General features: G+C 57.4%; 14 protein-coding genes, 1 tRNA gene and 2 pseudogenes. 8 read left to right on the forward strand and 9 right to left on the reverse strand.

Features of this window, described 5'->3' with window-relative positions; all coding sequences use genetic code 11:
• Positions 1 to 140: 140 nt before the first annotated feature.
• Genes mads8 through mads1 form a run of 7 tightly spaced genes read right to left on the reverse strand, consistent with a single transcriptional unit; the run spans position 141 to position 17,071 of the window.
• Positions 141 to 5,597 carry a methylation-associated defense system ATP-binding protein MAD8 gene (mads8, locus tag GTA51_RS01510; RefSeq protein WP_160958075.1) on the reverse strand — a complete coding sequence of 1,819 codons (5,457 nt, stop codon included), beginning with the start codon at positions 5,595 to 5,597 and terminating at the stop codon, positions 141 to 143.
• Positions 5,594 to 7,276 (reverse strand): methylation-associated defense system protein MAD7, encoded by a 1,683-nt coding sequence (gene mads7, locus GTA51_RS01515; protein ID WP_160958077.1) that lies wholly within the window; start codon positions 7,274 to 7,276, stop codon positions 5,594 to 5,596. The genes mads8 and mads7 overlap by 4 nt, the downstream gene beginning before the upstream one ends.
• A complete protein-coding gene (gene mads6 / locus GTA51_RS01520; RefSeq protein ID WP_160958079.1) occupies positions 7,273 to 11,415 on the reverse strand; it encodes a methylation-associated defense system protein kinase MAD6 in 4,143 nt (1,380 codons plus the stop codon). Before mads6 ends, mads7 begins: the two co-directional genes overlap by 4 nt.
• Positions 11,415 to 12,821 (reverse strand): methylation-associated defense system restriction endonuclease subunit S MAD5, encoded by a 1,407-nt coding sequence (mads5, locus tag GTA51_RS01525; protein WP_160958081.1) that lies wholly within the window; start codon positions 12,819 to 12,821, stop codon positions 11,415 to 11,417. The genes mads6 and mads5 overlap by 1 nt, the downstream gene beginning before the upstream one ends.
• The gene (gene mads2, locus GTA51_RS01530) at positions 12,818 to 14,836 is read right to left on the reverse strand and encodes a methylation-associated defense system DNA methyltransferase MAD2 (protein WP_160958082.1); all 2,019 of its coding nucleotides are present in this window, start codon (positions 14,834 to 14,836) and stop codon (positions 12,818 to 12,820) included. Before mads2 (GTA51_RS01530) ends, mads5 begins: the two co-directional genes overlap by 4 nt.
• A complete protein-coding gene (mads2, locus tag GTA51_RS01535) occupies positions 14,833 to 16,836 on the reverse strand; it encodes a methylation-associated defense system DNA methyltransferase MAD2 (protein WP_160958084.1) in 2,004 nt (667 codons plus the stop codon). The genes mads2 (GTA51_RS01530) and mads2 (GTA51_RS01535) overlap by 4 nt, the downstream gene beginning before the upstream one ends.
• 28 nt (positions 16,837 to 16,864) lie before the next feature.
• Complete coding sequence (mads1, locus tag GTA51_RS01540; RefSeq protein ID WP_160958086.1) at positions 16,865 to 17,071, reverse strand: methylation-associated defense system helix-turn-helix domain-containing protein MAD1; 207 nt, start codon at positions 17,069 to 17,071, stop codon at positions 16,865 to 16,867.
• Between the two features lie 163 nt (positions 17,072 to 17,234).
• Here mads1 and GTA51_RS01545 point away from each other — a divergent pair, with 163 nt between their 5' ends.
• From GTA51_RS01545 to GTA51_RS01550, 3 genes are all read left to right on the forward strand, one after another.
• Entirely contained in the window at positions 17,235 to 17,585 is a 351-nt protein-coding gene (locus tag GTA51_RS01545) for a helix-turn-helix domain-containing protein (RefSeq protein WP_160958087.1), read from the forward strand.
• Between the two features lie 238 nt (positions 17,586 to 17,823).
• Positions 17,824 to 17,955, forward strand: a complete 132-nt coding sequence (locus GTA51_RS21180; protein WP_281353919.1) for a hypothetical protein — start codon at positions 17,824 to 17,826, stop codon at positions 17,953 to 17,955.
• Between the two features lie 147 nt (positions 17,956 to 18,102).
• Positions 18,103 to 18,537, forward strand: coding sequence for a hypothetical protein (locus GTA51_RS01550; protein WP_160958089.1), 435 nt, complete (start codon positions 18,103 to 18,105; stop codon positions 18,535 to 18,537).
• 25 nt (positions 18,538 to 18,562) lie between these two features.
• On the opposite strand, the pseudogene GTA51_RS01555 reads toward GTA51_RS01550, so the two are convergent.
• Together GTA51_RS01555 and GTA51_RS01560 are read right to left on the reverse strand one after the other, a co-directional pair.
• A pseudogene (locus GTA51_RS01555) lies at positions 18,563 to 19,811 on the reverse strand (ISL3 family transposase).
• Between the two features lie 430 nt (positions 19,812 to 20,241).
• Positions 20,242 to 20,318 (reverse strand) — tRNA-Met (locus tag GTA51_RS01560).
• A 455-nt stretch (positions 20,319 to 20,773) separates the two neighbouring features.
• Between GTA51_RS01560 and rpmH the strand changes: the two genes are divergently transcribed.
• The 5 genes and pseudogenes from rpmH (at position 20,774) to GTA51_RS01585 (ending at position 24,464) form a co-directional block, all read left to right on the forward strand.
• Positions 20,774 to 20,911 carry a 50S ribosomal protein L34 gene (rpmH, locus tag GTA51_RS01565; protein ID WP_024825397.1) on the forward strand — a complete coding sequence of 46 codons (138 nt, stop codon included), beginning with the start codon at positions 20,774 to 20,776 and terminating at the stop codon, positions 20,909 to 20,911.
• A 14-nt stretch (positions 20,912 to 20,925) separates the two neighbouring features.
• Positions 20,926 to 21,318 (forward strand): annotated as a pseudogene (rnpA, locus tag GTA51_RS20555) (ribonuclease P protein component); the annotation flags it as partial.
• Positions 21,291 to 21,677 carry a membrane protein insertion efficiency factor YidD gene (gene yidD / locus GTA51_RS21365; RefSeq protein WP_160958090.1) on the forward strand — a complete coding sequence of 129 codons (387 nt, stop codon included), beginning with the start codon at positions 21,291 to 21,293 and terminating at the stop codon, positions 21,675 to 21,677. The pseudogene rnpA and the gene yidD, both read left to right, overlap by 28 nt.
• Positions 21,583 to 23,178, forward strand: coding sequence for a membrane protein insertase YidC (gene yidC, locus GTA51_RS01580; RefSeq protein WP_160958092.1), 1,596 nt, complete (start codon positions 21,583 to 21,585; stop codon positions 23,176 to 23,178). The genes yidD and yidC overlap by 95 nt, the downstream gene beginning before the upstream one ends.
• Positions 23,179 to 23,243: 65 nt before the next feature.
• Positions 23,244 to 24,464, forward strand: a complete 1,221-nt coding sequence (locus GTA51_RS01585; RefSeq protein WP_160958093.1) for a Jag family protein — start codon at positions 23,244 to 23,246, stop codon at positions 24,462 to 24,464.
• Positions 24,465 to 24,539: the final 75 nt, after the last annotated feature.

The following is a 24,539-nucleotide window of genomic DNA, read 5'->3' on the forward strand; positions in this document are numbered from 1 at the left end:
GAGCGCAGCCGTATTGACAACGCTCTCTAGTGCGATTTTGTACGGCAAACAATTCAATACCCGAAGCGGCACATGCAGTGGTTAAAAAGCAGACTTTAAAACAGCCTCTAGGGCCTTTAGCATATCCATTGTGCCTTCTGCTAACCTACGGCCGTTTTAGTGCTGCCACCATGCTGCGTGATGCGAGGACGGCACTTGATCTTTACCGCACCCCGGGTGAAGGAGTCGTCCGAGGCCTTACTCGACCACATATAGGCTTCGCCGGTTCCGAGATGGTTCATCTTGTCGGAGGTCAGGTCGCTAAGGGCGGCATTTGCCTTCTGGATGTGTTTCAACCATGCGGGCGAGTTGAATTTATGCATGATGATCTGAGAAGACAGCTCGATCAGTGAGATCGGGACCGATGGCGGGTCCTGAGAGGCGACCATGATGCTGGTCCCCTTGTGCCGCATCTCACGTACGACCTCTACCAGGCCGGAAACCAAGTCATCGTTCTCAATGTACTTGTGGGCCTCATCGAAAACCACCAGCTTGTTAAAAGCGATACCCTGATAGGTAGCTTCCGAGAAAATCTGCAGCATCACCACAAACAGACCGAGGGCCTCGTCCTTTTCAATGTATTCATCTCGCAGATCCACGATGATCAAACGGCCTGGGCGAATCAGATCCTGGAGACGCTGGTTATCATCGATATATTCGCTGGAGAACAGTAGGCGCGTCTGGGCCAGCTCTTTCAGGTGATCGGACAGGCCAGAGTTATCGATGCCTGCTCGCAGGGCGTCCAAGGTCAGGTTCTCCCGCAGTCCCCTCATGATAAGATTGATTTGCCGCATATACATGCTCTGGCTGCCAATCGCTCCCATCAGGAATTTCCAGTGCGCCGCCTTGAGTTCGGAGGCAGAAAAAGCAATAGGCTTAACCTCGAGATCCGGGAACTCAGCCCGGCGATCATCAACCTTGTTGGCTGGGGTAAGAATCAGGACATCCTTCAGGGATTCCGGGGTGGCCTTGTAACGCTCACGAAGGATGCGGATCTCTTCATCCACCGAGTTGGCATTGATCATCGAGGTAAACTCCGGCGCATAATCCTGCGTCGGGCTGTAATGGAAAATGACCGTAGCGAGCGGGCTTGGCAGCACATTGATGTGTTGAAGCGGCATGGAGGCCATCTCAATGACGGTTCCAAGGGTGTAGCTCTTGCCGCCGCCTTGAACCCCAAAGAGACTGATTGTGTGGGTATGGTTGAGGTCCAGGGCTATCTTTCTGCCGGAAACTTCTCCGAGCAAACCGTACTGGGGTGAGTCGCCATTAACGCCCAGCATGATGTCATAGCTGACTTCGGCTTGAGGCGCGGGTATCGGATGCTCCGGCTCTTCATGCTTGGGTTGAACAGGTTCTTCCGGTTCAACCGCAACGGCGGCGGGCTGTTTGTCTTCTTTTTTTTGTTCGGGCGCGATGGTGGTAGATCGGGGTGCGTGCTCGACAGATTTCGCCTGTTCTTCCTTTTCCTCTTGGGCAGGTGCGGATGTTTCCTCTGCGACAGGAGATATTGGCTGGTTGATTGGAGCCTCCGACTCTTCGTCCCAGAGCTCATCCACCGTCCAGGACGTTGACCGGGCTCTCTTGGGTGCGATGAAAGCGGCTGTCTCGAGCTTCGGCACGTTCGGAATAAACTGCTCGCTCAGGAGAGGGACGGTCGGCTCCTCCTCAATCTCGACGGACACAGGTCTGCGGCAGTTCTCCAGCAAGGCGTGAATAAGATCCTTGCCGATGCGGTGGAATTCGATGCCCACCTCGTTGTCAGGGACTTCGGTACCTGTCTTGTCAAAGTCGAAGATCAGTGCGCACCGTCTGAATTGAAGCGAGTAGCCCTGTTCGATGGATTCAACTAGCCCTCGCGCTTCAAGCGCGGCTGTCACATCAAATATCCCGTAACGCAGGGAGCGTTCCAGATAGAATCGAAGGATCTGAGACAACTCCCGGCTCTTGAGCAACCTATCCGGCCGGTCCGGTTTTTTCAGGGCCGGGTCAAAGTGGCGCTGGAGGATGCGTTCACTCTGATTGATTTGGGCGGAGATCCGCTCCTTCAGTTGGTTAAAGGCCGCAAAATCGCCGACCTGTGAATAACACTTCACCTCGACCAGGTTGCAAGTGATCGTCCTGGTGTTCAAATCCAAATCAAACAAACCCAAGTCGGTGCGTTGCAGGCTGATGGCATCGTTGACGTCGTCTGATTCTCCGCTTGAGCGGTAGAGGTCCGTGTGTGCGTCCAACGGCACAATGACCTGATTGCTCAAAGCGCCCTGATATTCGAGATAGAGCCGCGCCAGGGCCAGACCAAGAGCTTCTGCCTGCTGCGTGCGTGCGGAAATCAGTTTCAGGGCGAGCTGGCCGGAAAGTGACCGCAGATTTGCCAGAATCTGAACTGACTGCTCGCCGTCGGCGGACAAGCCGTGCTCAAGCAGTACCGGCTTCAGCATGGCCTCTAGTTCATTGTTCGAGCGCGAGGAGATGATCAGGTTGTGTGTCGCCTGGGAGCTGGCTCCCGGCACATAGTCAATCAGATAGTCCGGTCTATTCTTCCGGCCACCATGGTCGAAAAACTCAATCCCCATATTTCGGTCGATGGTGAACACCCAATCACTGACCTGGTGAACCTCGTAGATCAGCTCTCGTTGGGCCACGTTGAGGCCAAGGGTCACGACGGGTACGGCCTTAAAACTGCCACCAGAAGCAGCAACCGCTGAGGTCGCAAAACAGAGGTGACGGCTCAAAGACGACAGTAAATCAAAACACGCGGCTTGGTTGTCTGCGCCGAGGGAGCGCCCGACAATCGGTCGCTTATTCCAGAAGGTCCCCGAATCGTCATCAACGAATTCTGTGTCGAAGTCCTGTATCAACCCATGCAGTGGCGTCACACCCATCGTTTTCTCGGCGATGGAAAGCTCCTCGGCGGGAAAAACATCCAGAAGAACACTGATGTGTGTCGGAAACTCCTTAGGGTTTGCATGGAAATCATTCAGCGCGTGCTTGGCCAAGTTGAGCTTGGAGAACAGATAGCTGCCGGTTGACGTCGAAAACGCGTCAGCGCCCTCGTTTACCGTCGCTCCTGGACAGACCATAGATTCAAGCGCCTCACCCAAAACAGGCGAGTCGGGATCGGAGGTAAAGAGCCGGATGTCATAGCGCAAATCGGAATGCTCACGCTTCTGCTGGAGCGATATCAGGGCCTCCGCTATCACCGAACCGGCCCCGGGATTGAAGATGTTAAGAGATAGCTCCCGCACATACGGATGCTGGGAGAGGTAGCGCTCGATTTTGTCCGCAATGACCTTTCCGGAAATATTGGTCCCCGCCGCAGAGGGTTCTGCCAAGCCGAGGGCCGAACAGATCTCCGCCATCAGGCCACGGGAATTTTCTTCGGTTGTCGAGGCGTAGAGCGCCCAAAACGCATTCAGGTTGTCCACCGGAGTGAAGATGCGGCCATCCTCAACGGGAATACCAACCGGATAGGCCGAGGGCACAAGACCATCCAACAGCGCGGAACGGACGTGAGGAATGTGATCTTTCCCGCCTGACTTGATCTTCTTGATCCAATCCTTGCCCAGCGTGACCCAACTGCTCAGCCACAAGGCGCGGAGCGGATGGGTTGGGGAGACCAAAACAGCCTCGCGATGCCTTCCACGGAAATCAGTCAAGATGACATGAATGGAATCAACTGCCAGCACGTTTCTGAGCGCTTGCAGGTGTTGCTGGCGCTCGGCACCAGAAGTCGTCTCGGCCTGACGGATGAGACTCCTGATCAGGTCAAGGTAGCTTTCAGCATACGCGAGGCATTCTTTTTCCGAATCTCGGAACGAAAGCCCCTGCATGATCAGCTCGGCAGTGTCTTTGCGCACCGCTGAAAACAATTCTTCGCGGGCAGCCAGGAAGGAGGCCATCGCGGCGGAAGATGGCAGCGTGAGTCCTACCTCGGAGGGCGGCTCGGCGGTATCCAGATTGATCTGCATTCGCCAGCCCGACGGGTGCTTGGGCTCCGCCAAGATGCGCTGCTCGATGGTTTTGAGCATACGCGAAAGCGGGATCTGAACAGCGCCCTCGCGACCGAATTTTACGTGCAGGGTTTCCTGACGGGAGGTCTTCTTGGAACGACCGCCCTCGGCCCAGGCGACACCACTGATGGCGATATCATCAGGGTCGCGCTCATCGCCCAGGGCAGTCAGTTGCAGCCGAAAACGTGCATGCTCCAGGCTCTGCTCAATGGGTATGGCGCGTTGCGGCGGTTCTTCCTCGATGTTGCCACCGGGCAGAACATAAAAGGGTTCGCTCTCGAAAGAGCGTTTAGCGCCCTCGGAGGCGGAATCCGCTTCCAGCGGAATTGGGTCGCCATCGGCCGTCCAAGGCATTACACGGATGAAATGCCATCCTTCCTCGAATTCGATTTGATTGAGTTTGGCTAGATTGGTCGTGCATTGCAGGCGGTTTGGCGTCCAGGCTTTGACCTTTTTGGATTTTCCTACCGGGCCGTCGTTCTGCGAAATAATTTGAACCGTAAAATGGTCAAGCCCGCTGACCTTGCCGGGGTGAGGGTTAACCTCGAACACCACGTTCATTTTACGGCGGTCATTCGGGACCAGAACCTGTTGCCCGATGAGGCCAGAGAATTGGTCGTCGGTCTCATCCTCCGCAATAACCGGCAAGTCGGTCTCCAGCACCGTCAGAAGAACCTTATCCAGCGAAAGCTCTGCCTGGAACGTCCATTTGTCGAAAGAAATGCTCCACCAGCTCTTGTCTGTCGCGATGGGCGGCGTCCAGGATTCTGGCTCTTGGACATCGTATTTTTCAAAGTAGGTGGACAGGCGCGACTCCAATACCTTGTCGCTGAGTCCCAGATCGGCGATACGGCCACGAACCGACTTGTGCGAGGTCATCAGACTGCGGACGCTGCCGAGGTTACGGCGAATCTTGCCATTGACAATGCCGGGGTCGGCAAAAAACTTGAAGTCAGGAATCAACATCAATTCATACAGACTAGCTCCGAGGGTTTCTCCATCAATCCCGTTTTCGAGCGCGGTGAGCAAGTACCGCACGCGAGAAACATCGTCGGCAAACAGCCACTCCTCCTCGGTAAGAATGCCCAAGAGATCGCGGACATGGCCGACCAGCGTTGCCGGGAGCCGATCAAGCAGCGAGTCGTTCAAATCCTCGTAGATGCCGGTGAAAGCCAGCTCCTCGAAGGTTGCCACGCCAAAAGAGTCCTCGGCACTGGTACGGAGCGAGGTCGGTATGAAGACCAGCAAAGGCTGGCGCAGTTCGCCGTTCGCGTCAGGGTTACGCAGCTCCACCAGCTTGGTGGAGGTCACCCGGAAAGGCATGCCTTCTTGGTCATGGCCGCCGAGGATAAAGATGTTTCCGGCGGGCCGGGTTCGCCGAAGTTCCTTGCAGACCGATTCCATGACATCGTCATCAAGATCGGTGACCCGCATGCAGTGGCCTGGTCCACGATCTCCCAGGATCGCTTCGATACGAGGACAGAGCAGACCAGCGACCGCCGCGTTCAATTTATCCTGGGAAAGCTTGCTGAACGCGTTACTCATGCGTGCCTCTCGTGCTTATCAGTTCCGTCATTCTTCTCAATGGCATAGCGGGGCGATACCTTCTGGGTCACGTAGGCATCCGACAGGTCCTCGTAGAACCCGATTTCACGCAGGCGGCGCTTAAAGGCTTCAAGGTTGAGGCGCAGGGCGCGTCTGTCCAGGATGCTGCTGTTAGCCTGGTTCCCTTCCGGCAGCCGATCGATATGAAGGCTGTAACGGTTTCTCAAAAAGGCCAGCAATTCCTCAATGCGAACCTCGCGGGTCACAAAACGCCCGCCGTCCTGGGTGAGCACGGCAATCTGAAGGAGCACTTCGAGCAGCTTGCTCCCCAGCACAAATCGCCGAGGACTACCCTTGGTACGGGATTGAGCCAGCAGGCCGTTTTCTTTGTTCTTCAGCAGCAGAGAGTCCAGACACTCAGTGATGTATTGGCGGTGATACTTGCCGCGATACGCCATCAGGATTTCGATGAAAGATTCGAACTCGCCAAGGCCCATGCCGGTGACTTCCCGGATTTCCGGATCGACGTCCTCGTTTCTGGAGGTCGATTCCTCAATCAGGCTCGCCAAGCGGAATTTGAAGTAGGCTTGACGCTCGGCGTCGTGTTCGGGCTTCAGCAGGGATACCAGATCGCCTACGGTGAACACGCCGCCCCCAGGGGGAGCCAGCTTGCCCGTTTTTTTGCTCAGGTATTCCGCCATCTCATCGAGTTTTTTGACGACGAAATTGGCCTGCACAAAGGCCGGTATCTGACGATAGAGCCGGTCAGTGGACTTGCGAGCCAACTCGGCCATGTGCGGATTGTTGACGTCACCCATGTCCACGACCAACGCCACGCGGTAAGGGCAGCCTTCCAGCGCATTGTCGAGGCCCGGGGTGATTGGGCATTCTTTGGCGGTACAGAAATCGTTGCCGGAGCGCTGTTTCACCAGCTTGGGCAGCATCTGCAGTTGTTTGAGCTGGTAAAGAGCCAGATGGAATGCCATAAGGGTCTTGAGGTAATCCACCAGCACCGAACGCGGGATGTAGGGCTCATAGGCCAATAGCCGCAGAATATCGTCGGCCATAATATCGGCCTGGCCGATACACAGCGGCTGGAAACGCGAGGGCTCCTTGGAGTCCTTCATGTCCTGGGTAACTTGATGATCCAGACGCAGGATAGCTTGCGTCTCCACATCCACGGATGCGTTGGGATCGTAGCGGTCCGTCACCAAGTCGATTCCCGGGAAGAAGAAGCGCTTCAAGGCATCCCGCGCAGCTTGGCCCTTGCCTTTGCGGGCATAGAAAAGCATCCAGTAGATCTGCTCGGCAGCGCCGTAATCACGGGTATGTTTGGCGTTGCGGAATTTATAAGTGTTGCCATGCAGCGGCCTCGGTGCGGCTACGGCCTGATTGGCTTTGCCTCGATTAACCACATCCATCAGATCGGTTTCGACCCAGCGGTGTACCACCTGCGGAAAACGATCAAAGCCCGCAAACCATTCGGGATGCTCGAGGAAGTCCTCCATGAACTCTTCAACGGTCAGATCGCCGCCACGAGGCGGGCGTCGGCTGGCATAGCCATCGTATTTCAGCCGGGGAAAGAGCATAGTCAGCACACGATCCATTTCGATGTGCTTGAAATCGATGTAGGTGGTCTTGGGAGTGCGGAACTCCTTGTCTCTGCCTTTGATGCTCATGCGTCAGTCCTCCTGCTTACCTTTCCCAGATGCAGGATGCCTTTGTCGTCGCGCCGGATCTGGAAGAATTCGAAGCCGCTTTCGGTGAGGAGCACCTCCTGATAGGGAGCGGCGGATAGAACGTTCTTGAACACCGCCAGACTCAGGTAGAAACCTTCCTGCTCCTCGATGCTGGGGCGGTAGCCGTTGTTGAGCCGCATTAGCATTTCATAGATGTCGAGATTGATGCGCAGGCTGGCCTTGTGCCCGTCGCCGGAGTAGTAAAGCAGCTCCAGCGCCTGAGACAGGCACTCGAGGAAAGGATGCGCTGCCGTTTCCTGCTCGGTGCGGAGCGTGAAATGATCGCCGTCAAAGAGACGATAACTGCGGATGGTGCCTTTATCCACCTGGCGAACACGCAGCGCCAATTGATTTCCCAGCCGCGCCGGATCGCTCAGGCCTTCTCCCCGGTTGATGGCACGGAGAATGGCGGTCACCTCATCGGCGCTTTTCGCGCCTGGCTGCTCAATGGCATCCACGAAGGGATCGATACTTCCGTAAGGTAACATCTCCTTCCAGCCGATGTCGCGTCGCTCAAAGAAATGGCGGCGGCGCATGTGCGAGAGGTAATTCCGGTGCTTGGCGATCAATCGGCCACGGTTCTTCGATGAGTAATCGCGAGGCAGACTGCCAAACAGCGCCTCCACCAATTCATTGTCATATCCGGCTCGTTCTGCAAACGAGAAGCGGCTCATAGTCTTGGTCTTGGGATTGAGAAAGCCAAGCTCGCGGTCCAGATCGGGGTTGCTGACTTCAGCAACGTCGATCTCGCGCAGCAGGGCAATCAGCCGGTCATTTGAGCCTTCCGATCCGCCAAGCCACGAGTTGAAATAAAAACCGTCAAGGATACGATTCTGGGCCGCCTCACCACCGTTCTGATAGAGTTGGTGAATTCCGTCGCAATCCTGGGTGCTCACCAGCATGAAGGCCAGCGACGAACGCAAGTCGCGCATGGTGATGTGCAGTCGGCCGCGCAGGTGGGTAATGGTGTAGAGCATCTTCAGGCGCTCGATCACCTTGGGTCCGGCAACCGGGTCCTGAAAGGTCCGGGCGTTATGGTAGGCAAAGCACTTGCCCTTGAGGTCGCACTTCTCGCAGGCCTGCCAGTATTCCTGTTGCGTCATGCGGGCGATCAGTCGCTCCAGAATCGAAGGCTGGCCTTCCACGGGTTCGGCGACCACCGAACGCAGGTTGAGGTTGATGACCGCGATGCCGCCTTCCGGAGCGGCTCCGGCCAACCCCTGCTGGATCTGCTTGGCGAGCAGCGGGAACTCCTCTTCATGTTCGAGGAAAAAATCGACCAGCCGCCCCTCGTTGATGGCGATCAGGCGGGTCTGATTCTCGGTCCAGCCAGATGCGTCCTTGCCCGCGAAGGGTGCAAAGAACCTCTGTAGCACGGCATCGTTACGCTCGTCGCCTTCATCCTGGCTGCCGTCGTAGTTGCTCTGGTAGGTATGCCCCTTGAGCTGGAACACAGCCCCATTCGCACCGCGCTGCATCTGTGCGCCCTTGCTCTCGGCAACGGTTTCGAATTGCTGAATGAAGGCCGTCTTACCGTCACCGGCGTTACCGCTGATGATGACCAGGCGGAACTCGCCCTTGAGCAGCGCGGGCTTGAGCTTCTCATCCAAATAGGTCGGCACGTAGGTGGCCTTGCCAACTTCGTCGAGACCTCGGGTGCCTGCGTTGGACACCTGGCTCTGGCTGTAGAGGGTCAGCAGATGCGTGACAAAAGGGTTGGTGTTGGGCTTGGTCGGCTCGAAGCCCAGTTTGGACACCACCTTGGGTCCGGCACCAATCTCGCCGGTGGTCAGCACCGAGCGCAGACGCTTGACCTCGGCCATGGCGGTCAAAAACTCATCGACTGAGGCGAAGCGATCCTTGCGCTCCGGCGCGATCATCTTCACCAGCACATTGACCAGCGACGAGCTGAGGTCGGCGCAGCCTTTGAACTGCTTTGGGTCCTTGGGCTGAGTCTTGATCGGCGGCGTGGGGTCGTCGAACGGATACTTGCCGGTTAGGCACTCATAGAAGGAGACGCCCAGGGCGTAGAGGTCACGGTCCATCCAATCCGAAGCATCCGGCTCGGAGTTGTAATTGTAATCCGGCGGCAGGTAACGGCGTGTGCCGCCACCGCCTTGAACCTCATCGTTCTCTGAGACCGCAACGTTGAAATCGATGATGCGGACGCCCTTATCGGTCCACAGCAGGTTGGAGGGCTTGACGTCCTGATGATAGACCCCGTGCTCGTGAAGATGGGCCAGCCCATCGGCGGCCTCGCGCACGATGCGCACGGCATCATCCAGCGACAGCGCCTCGGCATCGATCAAATCAGAAACATCCAGACCTTCCACATACTCAAAGACGATGTACGGCGTCTGCTTGGCGTCGGCCATGCGGTCCGCCCAGATCACCTTCACCACATGCGGATGGTCGGGCAGATTGGTCAGGGTCTTATATTCGCGGCGCAGCCGCTCATACACGCTGCGGCGGTCCTTGGTCACCAGTTTGATGACGCGCACCACATCGCCCAGGGAATCAAACACCTTGTAGGCCACACCGAAGCCGCCGCTGCCTAGCTTCTTCTGAATGCGGAAGCGATCCGCCAGGATGAAATCCTGTGGCAGGTCCATCAGGTTATCGGGGAGCTGCGGCACGACCACGGCCGGGCCGCTCGCATCCGGGGCGGAGTCATTCTTGGCCTCGGGCAGAATCAGGTCACCCAGTGCCTTGCGGGCGATGGCCGCGCTGGTATGCCGTTCCTCGGGGTCGAACTCGCAGAACTTCTGCAGCCACTCGTCAATCCCCTTGGGTAGGTCGGGCTTGTGTTCCGAGGGCTTCATCGGGAAGCGGCCGTCAGCCTCCATCATCTGGTCGACGCTTTCAAAGGGCAGCTCGCCGGTCAGCAGTTCGTAAAAGATCAGCCCGACGGCATAGAGGTCGGAGGCGATGCTGGCCTGGGTCGGGTCCTTGAAGCACTCCGGAGCCTGGTAGGCGGCTTCCAGATCATCCGCCACCTGATCGGCGATGGTGGAGGTGCGGTTCTTGCCCACCCGAGCGAAATCGAAACCCGTCACCCGGGCTTGGCCGCCCTTGGTTACCAGAATGGCATCCGGGGTGAGATTGCGGTGGATCACCTCATGCCGGTGCGCATGATCCAGAGCCGACAGCACATCGCGCATCACCTGGAGCTTCTGGTCAAATGTCAGCGCCAGGGAGGCCTTGTTGATGTGCAGGCGCAGGGCTTGGCCGGGCAGGTCCTCAGTGACCAGCACCACCTTATCTTCGTCATCGGAGACGAACAGATCCTTCACCGCCAGCACATTGGCGTGGGTCGGCATGTGCGCCACGGCGCGATAAGCGTTGCTGATCTTCTTGAACTCTTCCTTGCGGGCGGCTTCGTCCTGGTAAGGGTCGGCCTGATAGACCCGCAGGCGGGCGTTGCCGCCCCTCTTGCCCAACAGGTTGTGCTTGGCGCGGTATTCGGTGTAGCGGTCGGAGCCGCCGAGTTTCTCCTCCACCTGCCAGTCGCGGAACACCAGTGCCGCGCTCTTGGGCTTGGCGTTGCCGGTGATCGCCTTGGCGATCTGGGAGTGGAAGCGGGTGATGTTATCCAGCCGGTTGTCCGGGATACGGCTTTGGTCGCGGAAGTATTTCAGGCAATGTTTGAAGTCGGTCACATCCGGGCTGTCGATGCCCGCCTGGTCGAACACGGCGGCGTCATCGGCAGTCAGTAGCACGGCGGCATGCACATGGGCCTTGCGCAGCTCGATCAGACCGGTGTTGCTCTCCCGGATGATGGTGGCCATGGTCTTGGCGTGGCTGCGCAGCTTGGCCAGCGGCGAGAAAAACGGCTGCCGCCCCTCGGGGTACCACTTGGAGCCATACACATCGATGTTGCCCCGCGTCCCTTTGACATCCACCAGGTACACCGCGTGAGGCGCGAGGATGGCGATGTCGATTTCGAACACCTCCTCACCCTGGCGCATCTCGAAGTTGTGGAAGATCAGCCAGCCATCAGGAAGATGATCCCGGAGAAAGCCGATGGCTTGGCGTTCAGAGTCGTTTACGGGCTGGCCGATGGGTATGACCTTCGCCATTAGCGACCTCCCTCCTCGATAGCGCGTTCGACGAGGGCAACGGCCTGGTCTTCAAGTTCGAGTGCGTGGTCCCGCAGGTATCCGGCTCGGTCTACCATCGAAGCAATTTCTTGCTCTTTTTCATCATCAAGGCGGGGAATAGGCATATTCGCCATAAGCACCGGGTGTTGATATTGCTGTTTGCTACCAGTGCTCATTGAGCGGTTCATTCTAAAAGCAAATCGAGACCGAAGAAATGCAAATAGATAACCTGAAGGGATTGTGCCTTCTCTTGGAATGCATCTATAAAAATCGCCCGAATATGCGTACTTTGAAGTTCTGGGTGTCACCAAAGCGGCTCGGCAGTAGAGTTCGGACTCACCAAGGGTCCCGTGGCAAGGAATTACCGTTGTACCCGCAGGTACCTGAAGGCCAAGCCCTTGAATAGATTTTTTTGAGATCCATCGACCTTCAGGTCGCAAATGAAATGCATCTCTTTGTCCAACTAGCATTACGCCGTGCTCTGGATCAGCGTCTATCCGCTTGAATACTATGTGACCCTCAAAGTTAGACCTATCAACTAGGTCTCCGAGCAAGCCGTGCCTAATGCTAGACACAGCCTGCCAAAGCCCTTTGGATCTTGGGTCATAGTTCAAAGCTCTCAGACTGAAGGCATCGAAACTCGATTCACTCCAGCCTTGTCTTTTCTCATCGCTAAGATACTCATGATTTTGTGATTCATTGAGGCCAGCGTTAGCAAATAAACTATTTGTTGCTGACGCCATTAGCGAGGAAGACTCAGAAAGCTCATCTGCAGCCTGCTGAATCAAATCATGCACTTGTTCCTCGATTTCTTTCAGTCTTGGCACTGGCAAGTCAGCTATGTGATGGGGTTCAATGTGCTGAATGACTGCGCCGTAGGTTCCAGATGCTATAAGTGGCACACCGAAACGACTTGCAAGATAAGCATGAAGGTACCCCGGCAAAATGGCGTCTGGATTGGCAACGACCTTCATGATGTCTTGGTTGGACCAAGCTCCCGCCATCGACTTTCGCGAGTAAGCCATGCGTCCAATGCTTCCGGAGCATGTGATTAAAGTCATGCCTTCTTTGATTTCCAGATAGCGCAATTTGCTTGAGAGCGCGTCGGCTTTCCGAAGTAAGGGTAGAGTGCTGAGATCGCTATGCAGCATTGATGATGTTGTTAAAAAAGGCACACCGAATTCAGGATCGGTGACGTAGTTCCTTACAAACTGAGGGCCGTTGTATATGCCGCCATCATGCCCGGCAGTAAGTTTGTGCATAGGCATGGTTTTTAGTTTGCTTAACAGTTCCCGCGCCTCAATAGCGCCGGACATATATGGACCGCAGTCAAGACGTCGACCGTTGTGATCAAGCCAGGAGCTGGGAACGTGTTTGATTTTCATATGGCCACCTCACTGTCTCCCTTGAACTGGCTGAACTTTTCTGACACAAGCGGAAGTTCATCATCGATGCGCCTAGTCCTGCGAATAACACGCCTTACGTGGACCTCACCACCTTCACGGACTCGTTCAATAACCTCGTCGCTAAATACCAACTCTTCCCCATCCGGAGCCCTTTGAAAAAGCGGATTACCTTTTCGATCCATTCCAGCTCTATCAACCAAGGCCATGAACACCTTGTACTCAGGGTGCCCGGCCTGGATCAGGTCTTCATGTGACCGACGACGGAGTATAAGCAAAGAGCACATGGCCGGTGTTAATCCAAATTCCTTGACGGTGGAGATGAAGGGTTCGACGGGAAAATCCACACTGGCCTCTATCTGGCAGTTTCGAAGTATCCACCAGCGAACATGCTCATCGCCGGGGTTTCCCAGTAGGCCATCAGGAAGCAGGATTCCGACGCGACCGGTGCCTGGCTTCACCCACTGAAGGGCGCGCTCCAGAAAGAGGACTTCGGGCGGGACGCCACCAGAGCTGAGGTTCCCTGTGTTTCTAAAACCACCTTCATCATCGCGCTCCCACGCATGTCCCAAGTCGTACGCGCTCAGGATGGAGGCGTCAGTGATCTTATCTTGACTAGAGAACCAGGGGTTCAGCAGAACAACATCCATGCTGCCCAGCGGCAAGGCCGGGCGGGCGGCTTCGATGCCATCCAGATCGCCGTCCGGGAAGGTACGGGCATCAATGCGGTACACTCGACCGGGGTTGCCTGTGGTGAACAGAAGATTCATGCGACTGGCCACTGCCAGGAAGGGATCGATGTCGCAGCCCAGGGCATTGCTGGCCGCCCAGGCGGCGGTTTCGTTTTGCGCCTGGCGGATCTGTTCGTTGGTGGCCTCTTCAGGCGTGGTGCCCATGGCCGCCAGTTTCTTTTTGAAGATGTGCGCGGCGGTCATGGCCAGGAAAGTGCCGGTGCCGCTGGAGCAGTCCATGATGCGTTCGCCGGGTTGCGGGTCGAGCATCTCCACCGCCATTTCGGCCACGTTGAGCGGCGTGGGGTAGCGGCCCTCGCGGCCGTCCATGACGCTGCGGGCGACCGCACGGAAGGCCCCAGTGCGGTAGCGGGGCTGGGTTTCACTCAGAGAGTAACGAGCCAGCTCCATGACCACGCGGGCGGTCTCGTGAGGTTCCAGCGTCAGATCCCAGCCACGGGTCAATAGGTTCGGCTGCCAGGCCTTGGCGGCGGCAATGGATTCGTTGATGCGCTGGGCAATGGCCTGTTGACCCGCCTCGGTGAAAGGCTCGTCGCCCCTGATCCAAAATCTGCGTTCGCCGGTGGGCAGGGTCTCGTCGTGGATCTTGGCCAGCACCAGCACGGCCAACTGCTTGAAGGAATCCTTGTGATCGAGCCCCAGGTTGCGGTTCAGGTATTGGCGGCAGCGCAACATGGCGTCTTCCAGGTCCTCCGCTTCTGCGCTGACCTGAATGACACCACCGGTGCGGTCGAGATCGGTGGTGCGTTCGCCAGGAACCGGCCAAACACCCAGCGGTTTCGCTCGGACCTCGAAGCGAGTGCGCTCGACTTGGAACAGGAACTCTTCCTGGCCGTTGGTCCACATGCCCAGCGTCGCGTCGGGGATCAGCTCCAGCAGTTCCTTGAGCTCGCGCAGGTCGGCATCGGCCTCGGCAATGGAACGGAGCTTGTCGCGCTTCTTCTGATTCTTGCAGACGATGATCCGCTGCAGGTTGTCGTTTGTATGCTCGGCATCGGGACGGAAAATCGCGACGTCGATGCGCTTCCGCCCCTGGCGGGGGATCTGGGGGTTGTAGTTGACCTCCAGGTCGTTCCGGTCAAAGCCGTAGCTCTCGATGAGCTGGCGCAGAACCTTCTGCACCAGCAGCTTCTTGGCCGAGGCGCTCTCTTTGTTGCCGGTCAGGATGTCGATGAAAAAGTTATCCGGGCCGCTCTCTTCGGCAGCATCCTCCGGGGCTTCAATGATGTCGTCTTGATCGCTCATCCGTTCTGCTCCTTGAGAAATTCGCGGTACTTCTCAGCGATGACCGGCAGATCGTTGTCCTCGATCTTTTCACTGCGAGTCAGGGTCCGTTCCACAAAGCGCCCGCCGATGCGGATGTGCTCGATGTGCTGCTTGGGCTCGACAATTTCTTCGCCGTCCGGGGTGCGCTTGTAGAGCTTGTTGCCACGGCGGTCGAAGCCAACCTTGTCGGCCACGGCCATGAAAACCGGGTATCCATCGATGCCACCCAGTGCCTCGGCGCGTTTTTCCTCTTCACCCTTGCGGCGCAGGAACAGCAGACTGGTGAGGATGTTGACGTTGGCCTCGGCGATGAAGGCCTCCACCGGCAGGTCGACGGAGGCGAGCACCTGGGTTTCACGCATGATCCACCAGCGGATATATTCCGCCGCCGGGTTGCCGAGAACGCCGTCGGGCAGGACGATGCCCATGCGGCCGGTGCCCGGTTTGAGCCACTTGATGCAGCGCTCGATAAAGAGAATCTCAGGCGCGACGCTCCCCTTGGGGGTGCCAGTGTTGCGGAAGCCGCCTTCACCGTCCGGTTCCCAGGCGTGCGCCAGCTCGTATTGCTCCAGGATGTGTTTGTCGGTGATCGGGATGTCGGAGCCGAACGGAGGATTGGTGGCGATGATATCCACCGCCCCCAGCGGGATCTCCTTCTTGGCGGAGGGCAGATCGGCCAGATGTCCCAGCGGAAACTCCAGGGAGTTGATGTTGTAAATGTGCCCCCGACCGTCACCCGCCAGCACCATGTTCATCTGGGCGGCACGGATCAGGAACGGGTCAAAGTCGGCTCCGAACACATTGGCAGCGGCATATTCTTTCAGCCGCTCGTGGACGTTCAGAAACTCGGTGGTGTTTTCGTTCCCGACCTGGGTATTCTGCTCATCACGGAATTTCTTCAGCATGTGTCCCAGGGTGGCGACCAGGAAGCCGCCGGTCCCACAGGCCGGGTCCAACAGCGTCTCGCTCTCCTTGGGATTGAGCATTTCCACGACCAGCTTCACCACGCCCCGAGGAGTGAAATACTGACCACGGTCGCCGCGCAGATTGACGCCCACCAGCTCTTGATAGGCCACGCCCTTGGCATCGACATCCGTGCGGGTGAAATCGTATTTGGCTAATTCAGAAACGATAAAGGCCAGCGCCCGGTCGGAGAGGGTGATCTCCTCGTTGCCCCGGAAAATGTTCTTGTACTGCGTTTTGACCTCGGTGAAGAGCTCTTCAATACGGGCACGGATGGCCTTGCGGCCCTGAGGCTCGAACTGTTCCTTCGGGCCAGCCCAGAACCGGCGTTTCCAGGCCTGGCGCTGCTTGCCGCGCAGATTCTCATCGTGCATCTTGCAGAAGATAAGGTAAAGGAACTGCCAGAATGCGGCATCCTTGGGCATACCCTCGTTGCCATGGATGTAGTTGTGGCAGCGGCGGAAGGTGATCTTGAGCATCTCGTTGTCGGCGATGCGGGTATGGGCATCGGAGATGACCTCCTTGGTGCCGATCGACTCTTCTGCCATCGGCCAGTCGCCGATGGGGTTGCACTTGGTTTCGAAGCGCTTTTGTTCCTTTTCGACGAAGAAGAACTCCAGGCCGTTGGTCCACAAGCCGTATTGAACCGCGTCGACCTCGCGCATAATGGTCTCGATCTCATCGAGGTCCTGGGCGGCCTGCTCAAAATCGCGGATGCGCACGGTATTCTTGCCGACGTTCGGTTCCTGGCGGCAGAGAACGGCTCGCCCCAGGTTCTCGATGGTATGCACCTTGTCATGGTGGAAGATGGCCACGTCCACTTTCTTGCGGCCGCCAATGGAAAAATCCAGCTCCATGTCTTCCGGCGAGAATCCGTATTCGTGGATCAAGGCACGAACGACCCGCTGCCGGACCAGCTCCTTCTTCGTTTCCTTGACCTGTTTACCGGAAACGTAGTCGAGCGTGTATCCCGCCGGGATGGTGTTCTCAGCCTGCTTGTTCTTCTTTCTGCTCATATATAAACTCCGTTCACCGAGGCTGGTATCAATTCTGCTCGTCCTCGCCGAAATCCTGGGTCGGGTGTTTCTGTTGCTCTATCCATCCGTCGATGTCCTTTCGGGAGAATCGCCACTGGCCTCGGACCTTGAAAGCAGGCAGTTCCCTGGTCTGAGCCATGGAATAGACCGTCTTCTCGCCGACCTTAAGTAAGGCGGCGACATCCTTTAGTTTCAGAACTTCTTCATTGCTCATGACGCCTCTCCTGCAGGGCGGTTGGCCGTCAAGGCACAGTGCCAGAACAGGGGTAAGTTACTTGCTTCTGAGTAAAAACAAATAGAATATACCAAACTTTGCCAAAGATTGCCAGGAAAATTTAGTGTTGCAAAACACTAAACACTGAGGCATATTTGACGCCATGAAACACTTTGGCGAGACCATCCGCGACCTTCGAGTCGCCCAAGACCTCGGGCTGCGTGAGACGGCGACCAAGGTAGGCATTTCCCCCGCCTATCTGAGCCGCATCGAGCGTGGCAAGGAGCGTCCTCCCAGGCCAGAGGTAATCAAGGAGCTGGCCAAGGTACTGGCCGCTGATCCCGACGTGCTGTTCCGTTTGTCCTCGTCTACGGACCCGGAAGTTGTCGACTACCTTCATGACCAACCCGAGGTCATGAATTTGCTTCGCTACATCAAGGAAACCAGCTTTACCGAGGATGAGATCAAGAGCCTTATCCAGTCAGCCGAAAGCATCAAAGCCAACACTCATTAGCTCCGCAACTCCCGGTTAATTCTCTCCTCATTTGTAAACCGAGCTATCCTGCAAATCTATACTTTAATCCAAGTATTCCGGCATCCAGCCGCCACAATCACCCTCTGTCTGGGGCAAGCCCCAGCCCCCAAGAAAAATTCCAACTAGCTGAAAATATTAGTTAATATTGCAAAAATTTTGCTTGTACATACGCCCAATAAGCGTACGGTCATACACAAATGATGCAAGAGGAGGGAAAATGACGCCGGAGCAAAAACAACAACAGATTGAGTTTGTGCAAAGCGCGGAAAAAATGCTTGGTTTTAACACTGTCAAAATGGCAAAAGCTCTTTTTGTTGACTACGAAACATACAGCAAGTGGAGCAAATGACAAAGATATATAATGGCAGTAACGACAACCAGCATAAAAATGCTTGTTTTGATGAATCTTTGCAGCACATCTAAAAAAAATATGTTCGGAGGGTAAATTGGTAAAATACAACTTTCACAACAAAAACCATAAACAACGGAGTATATAATGGGAATCACCTCGTCAATCGACAACCTTTGCGCCAAAGACGCCCTTTCTTGCAAAACCTTCGAAATCCGTCGCGCTTATGTTATTCTGTCACGCGATGGTGTTGTGACAGCTCAAACGCTTTCAGAGGCTCAAAACGAGGTTTTGAAACAAAGTGTTAATTTTTTCGAGGTTTCGACAGATGTCGATTGCGACGAGTTGTTAAAAACTTTGCATGAAGAGGATGTGCAGAACATGCTCAATGACGTCTACAGCGGATATGTCGAAGACGAAGAATGCAAAAACAATTCTTGTATTCGCTCGCCGGAACCAGACCACGAACCCAGCGCCGCATATGCAGCGTCAATGATGCTTTCGATCCTTTTTAGCGATATTCGCTCACCAGAACCAGAACTGCCAGCTAGCGAAAGTGATTTTGACGACATCAAATTTTAAGGGTCTTCGACGTTAGCTGTGGAATTCACGCCTCCAGGAGTTGGGTGATGGGCGCGCCGATCAAGTAGATCATGGTGATGAAGGTGGTTACGTTCCGATACCCTCTGGCCCTCGAGCGAGCAGCCTGAAAGGGGCCATTGAGCCCTTCCAGGCGGGCATTGGAGAGCAAGGATTCCCATCTTCGTAGGATCCGAGGCAAATGGTCCTCGAACGTGTTCAGCGCCTTGCGCACCGGCGCGAGCAGAACCGAGTCCCCGGCAAGTTCGCGAGCGAATTCGTAAACTGCGTCGCCCGCCATCTCGCACCCTGCCTGGTGTCAGCCTTGCGCACCCACCGCAGTAGTTCCTTCACCCGAAACGCGGTGGCCGTCGCCAATCCGCGTTCCTCCAACTCCTTGAGGGCCGACCTGCTCCTCGCTGCGCCAAGTCTCCAGGCCCTTGAGAACCGCTCACCGGGCAGCCTTGGGAAGTTTGACCTCCCTGGCTTCGAGACGCCGGACCTCGTCGAGGGCTTTGGTGAAAATCCGGACTACATGGAACCAGTCTACGGTTACCGCGGCATTTTTGAAGGTGCCTCGGCTGCGGCCAGAAAGGCTGGCGACATGTCGCACACCACCTCGACCACGTTCTCCGGATTGCCCTGACGCCCTTTGAGGTACGCGGCAAAGGTCTTGAGGCATTCCTTGCCCTTGCCTGGAGTCGCGCGTTGACATCACCGGCCGGCTTTCACGGTCCATGTCCACGAAGATGGTGACGTAATGATGGCCACGCTTGGTTGCCGTTTCGTCGAGGCCGATTCCGCACAGTCGGCTGAGATTAAGCTTGCCCATGGCCTTCAAGACGTAGTGCGTCACGCCCCGCCATATCCGCTTGTCGGTGACGCCGACGTAACGCGCCACGGCGTTGGCTGATCGGCATCACTCGGGCAAGAAGCATGAACGCTTGCTCGAAAAGCAGGGTGAACCCGCTGCCAGGCCGAGCCCATGGAACATTGACGCGCTTGAGGCCATGCTCCGGGCATCTGACTCGAGGAACCCTGGCCGTAATCAGGCAGTGGTGCTGGAATAAGTCAGAGGTGCACGCCAGCTGAATTCCGCGAAGTCATGGGCCTTACTGGGAGCACCGCACCCCGGGCAGGGATAGCGCTCGCCTCGCGCGGCCTCGACCTCAAGGCGAAGCTCGCTGGGTTTCTTTGAGAGGTCCAGGGACTGGCCTACGACCCGCCAGGGCTCAGTTGAGGCCAAGCCCTAACGCCAGCAAATCGTTAGTATCCACGGGATGTTGCCTCCTGTAAGGAGACAGGAGTTACGATGCATCAGGAAGTGCAGTCAAGAAAGTTGATTTCCACGCCTCGCGTCGAGGAACCAAAAAAACTTCAGAGCGTGGGAGCAGATGAAGCGACAAGAGCAGATGAAGAGACAAATGGGAGTCTAGCAAAAGATGCCAAAAGAAGGCCCCAGGCGAAAACCTGGGGCCTTCTTTTGGGCGCGGGCCGCGTCCTGCCCCGGGGCGGGCCAAAACTACCACCACCATTGCCACCACCTCCCGCGATCCTGGCCCCCGCCCCGTGAAGGGGAGGGCGGCCAGCCCTCCCTGTTGGTGGCAATTGCCACCAATTTGCCACCACTAATGCCCCTTTATTGCCAAAAAGTAGCCCGGGAAAAGAAAAAGGGCCTACGCTTTTGGCGTAAGCCCTTGAACTTTCTGGTTGCGGGGGTGGGATTTGAACCCACGATCTTCGGGTTATGAGCCCGATGAGCTACCGGTCTGCTCCACCCCGCGTCCGTGTCGGCGAGAAGAGAAAATAGGCAGATGGGGCCTTTTCGTCAAGCAGAATTTTCAGAAATGTTGAATTCTTTTGTTTTTAAGTAATATTGGTAATTATTCTAGTATGTTACGTGTTTGCTGGCCGCATGTGGCGGGCTTTGGGTGGGGAGGGGGCATCTCGGGACTTCCCAGTTTGCCGAAAAACGGGCAAGGTGTTCGCCCTGGCCGGGAGGGGATGCTGTGGGCGGCGGCCCTCGCCACTGTCGATGCGGTACCCATACCTGGCCTGCTCGCCTTGGGGAGGAGCGTTCGGTTGGCGCGATGCACCTGGACGATTCCTTTTTGGCTGCTCCCTTGGTCCGGGCCGGCCCCGGGCTGACGCCATAGCGGTTGTGACCGCAAACTTCCTTGACGAGCGAGGGGAAGACGGCTATTGAAAAACGTTCACCACAATTCTTTGGAGATTATGCATGAGCAAGAAGACATACCAGCCCAGCAAGATTCGCAGAAACCGCAGTCACGGATTCCTGGTGCGCTCCAGGACCAAAAACGGACAGGCCGTCATTCGCCGCCGTCGGGCCAAGGGCCGCAAGCGCCTGGCTGTCTAGACTTTTCTCCGGCGCACAGGCTCCGGACGCGAGGGGAGTTCGCGGCCTGCTTCGCAGCAGGCCGCCGCTATTATGGCAAATCCTTCCTTCTTTTTGTCCGGCCGCGCGCGGATAAGTCTGCGCCCTGGCGGCTCGGCATGGCCATCAGCAAAAAAGTCGGCAATGCTGTTGCCCGCAATCGCGTCAAGCGTGTCTTGCGCGAGTGTTTTCGGCTATGCGCGCCCCGGGTCGTCTCGGGCCTGGATATTGTGGTCGTGGCCAAAAAAAGCCTCGAACCGCGTCTTATGACTTTGCGCTTGGCCTGCCACGATCTCGAGCCGCTCCTGGTGCGGCTGGCCAACGACCTCGACCGCCCGGCTCAGTCGGGAAGCGTGACCGCATGCGACGCGCCGTCATCTGGGGTATAAAATTTTATCAGCTGGCTCTTTCGCCGCTCAAGCCTTCGTGCTGCCGTTTCCTCCCCACCTGCTCCGAATATGCCGTCGAAGCAGTGGGGCGTTTTGGCGTGCTGCGAGGCGGGCTTTTGGCATTGTGGCGGCTGTTGCGCTGTCATCCGCTGGCTCGCGGCGGTTACGATCCTGTTCCGCAGTCACCCTGGCCCCGCCTGAGGGCTCCTCGCCGTGCGTCGCCTTGCCGACACACCCACTCTTATCGACGGGATATGAAGGACAATGGAAAACAAACGCGTAATATTGGCCGTGGCTCTCTCCCTTGCCGTCCTGGTTGGCTGGAACTTCCTGTTTCCTCCCGAAAAGCAAGCCCCTAAAACGGAGACTGCGGTCCAGCAATCGGCCTCGCCGAGCGCCTCCTCCGCCACTGCCGCGCCAAAAGCCGAGTCCTTGTCGGCGTTTGCTCCCACGCCCGGCAAAAAAATCACCGTGGACACCCCTCTGTACACGGCAGTCCTCAACGCCACCGGCGGCGTGCTCGAACAGTTTTCCCTCAAAAATTACCACCAGACCATTGCCCCGAACGCCCCCCTGGTCAATCTGATCAGCGATACGGCCCGGGCCAAGGCACCGCTGGGCATCATCTTAAACGGTTCCCCCACCTGGCAAAACGTCGAGTGGTCCGTGGAAGGCGGCGATCTTAAGCTCGACGCCGCCGCTTCCGGCTCCCTCGTCCTGGTCGGGCGCATGGGCGACACCGTCCTGAAGCGGGTCATGACCTTCACCGGCGATTCCTACCTCATCGACGAAAAATTCTCCCTGTCCAACAACGGCGGCACGCCGTTGCGCAATCGCCTGTCCATGACCGCCTCGGTGGAACGCCTTTCCGCCGCCGACGACTCGTACAACCCCACCCAGTCCGCCTTTTACGGCGCTTCGGGCCTGAGCCTGGAAAGCGGCGACAAAAAGCTCATGGAAGGCATCGCCCTGGAAAAGCCGGTTGAATGGGGCGCGGTGATGAGCAACTATTTTCTCGTCGCCATCATCCCGGACACCACGGATCTCCACGGCAAAGCCAAGATCGAGGACGGCATCTTCCGGGTGGCGCTGGACAAGGACGGCATTGAAATACCGGCCGGCGGCCGCTCTGATCTGTCCATTTCCTATTTTCTCGGTCCCAAGGTGCCCAAGTACCTGGAAATGGCCCCCCACAACCTGATCGCCTCCATTGACTACGGCTGGTTTGATTTCGTGGCCAAGCCGTTGATCAAGCTGCTGCACTTTTTCTATGACTATGTCGGCAACTACGGCACGGCCATTATCCTGCTGACTATTCTGATCAAGCTCATTTTCTGGCCCTTGTCCCAGAAGTCCTACAAGTCCATGGATCAGATGAAAAAGCTTCAGCCGCTGCTCACCCAGTTGCGCGAGAAGTACAAAGATGATCGCACGAAGATGAATGAAGAGATGATGCAGCTTTATAAGACCTACAAGGTCAACCCGGCCGGGGGCTGTCTGCCCATGGTCGTGCAGATCCCGGTCTTTTTTGGACTGTATCAGGCCCTGCTGCACTCTATCGAACTGCGGCACGCCGCCTTTATCACCCATCTGCCGTTTACAAACATGATCTGGCTGGCGGATCTCTCGGCAAAAGATCCGTTTTATATCACCCCCCTTGTCATGGGTGCCACCATGTTTTTGCAGCAAAAGATGACACCGGCTCCCGGGGACCCCACCCAGGCCAAGGTCATGCTGCTCATGCCGGTGGTCTTTACCTTTATGTTCCTGAACTTTCCCTCCGGACTGGTCATTTATTGGCTGGTCAACAACGTCATTTCCATCGCCCAGCAAGGCTGGATGCTCAACAAGAAGTCTTGACGCCCTCGTCAACGAGCATCGCAGCCAGATCCTGGGTGCGACGGAAGTGCAATCAAGGAGCAACTATGAGCGAATGGAAGACCTTTAGCGGCAAATCCGTTGATGAGGCCATGGAAGAGGCCGGCCGCCACCTCGGCGCTCCCCGCGAAAAGCTGGAAGTCGAGATCCTCTCCGGCGGTTCTTCCGGTATCTTCGGTCTTGTCGGCAAGAAAAAAGCCCAGGTCCGGGCCAGGGTGCGCGAGGACGTCACGCTTCTCGGGGATATACCCGGCGGCAGGGACCGCCGCGAATCCTCCCGCCGCGCTCCGCGGCAGCCCGAGCCCCAGCGTGGCGAACCGGCCAAGCAGTCCCGGCCCGAGCAGTCCCCGCGCAGCGAATCGGACCAGCAGTCCTCGCCCAGCGAATCGGCCCCGCGCAACGAATCGACCCCGCGAAGAGAACCGGCTCAGCGCAGAGAACCGGCCCAGCGAAGAGAACCGGCCCAGCCAAAAGCCCCGGCCCGGTCGGCTCAGACTCCGGCTCCTGCGGCCAAATCGGCCCCGGCCCCGGTTGCTGACGCTGCCCCGGCCCCTGAGCCGGCTCCCATCGTCGCCCCGCCCCAGGCTCCGGCTGCGCCGGCTGCCCGGCAGCGGCCGCCGGTCAGCCCGGCCCTGGCCGAGTTCGAAATGGCGCTCAGTGACGCCGAGCCGTTTGGTGATGACGATTTCGACGAGGGCCCCGAGACCGAGGACAGCCGCGCCTCCCGTGAATCCCGCCGGTCCGGCCCCCAGGCCGAGCCCCAGCCCCTGACCCCGGAACTGTCCGCCATTGTGCGCGAGGTCATGGACCAGATGCTCGACGGCATCCTGGGCCAGAAGCCGGAATTCGAGATCACCGGCCACAGCGAACGCGTCTCGGTGCTGATCTTCGATGAAGAAAATTCCGGCCTGCTCATCGGCCGCGAAGGCCAGACCCTGGCCGCCATCCAGTACATCGTCAACCGCATCGTCATTCGTCGCCACGGCAGCCCGGTAAAGGTCCAGATCAATACCGGCGAATATCGGGAGCGCCAGGACGACAACCTGCGCAAGATGGCCATTTTCCTGGCCGACAAGGCCAAGACCCTGGGCCGGCCCCAGTCCACCAAACCGCTGTCGTCCTACCATCGCCGGGTGGTCCATCTGGCCTTGCAGGAGGATGAAAGCATCTCCACCCGTTCCAAGGGCGAAGGGCCGCTCAAGCGTGTGCTCATCCTGCCCCGTGGCGGACGCGGCGAGGGGCAGCAAGCCGGCCAGCGTTCCCAGTAACTGATCCTGCCCCGGCAGCCCGCCAGCACGTGTGGCGGCCGGGCGTTCACGCGAAGCCGCGCGGCAAGGCCACCC

Source organism: Solidesulfovibrio aerotolerans, assembly GCF_009856865.1.
Lineage (GTDB): Bacteria > Desulfobacterota > Desulfovibrionia > Desulfovibrionales > Desulfovibrionaceae > Solidesulfovibrio > Solidesulfovibrio aerotolerans.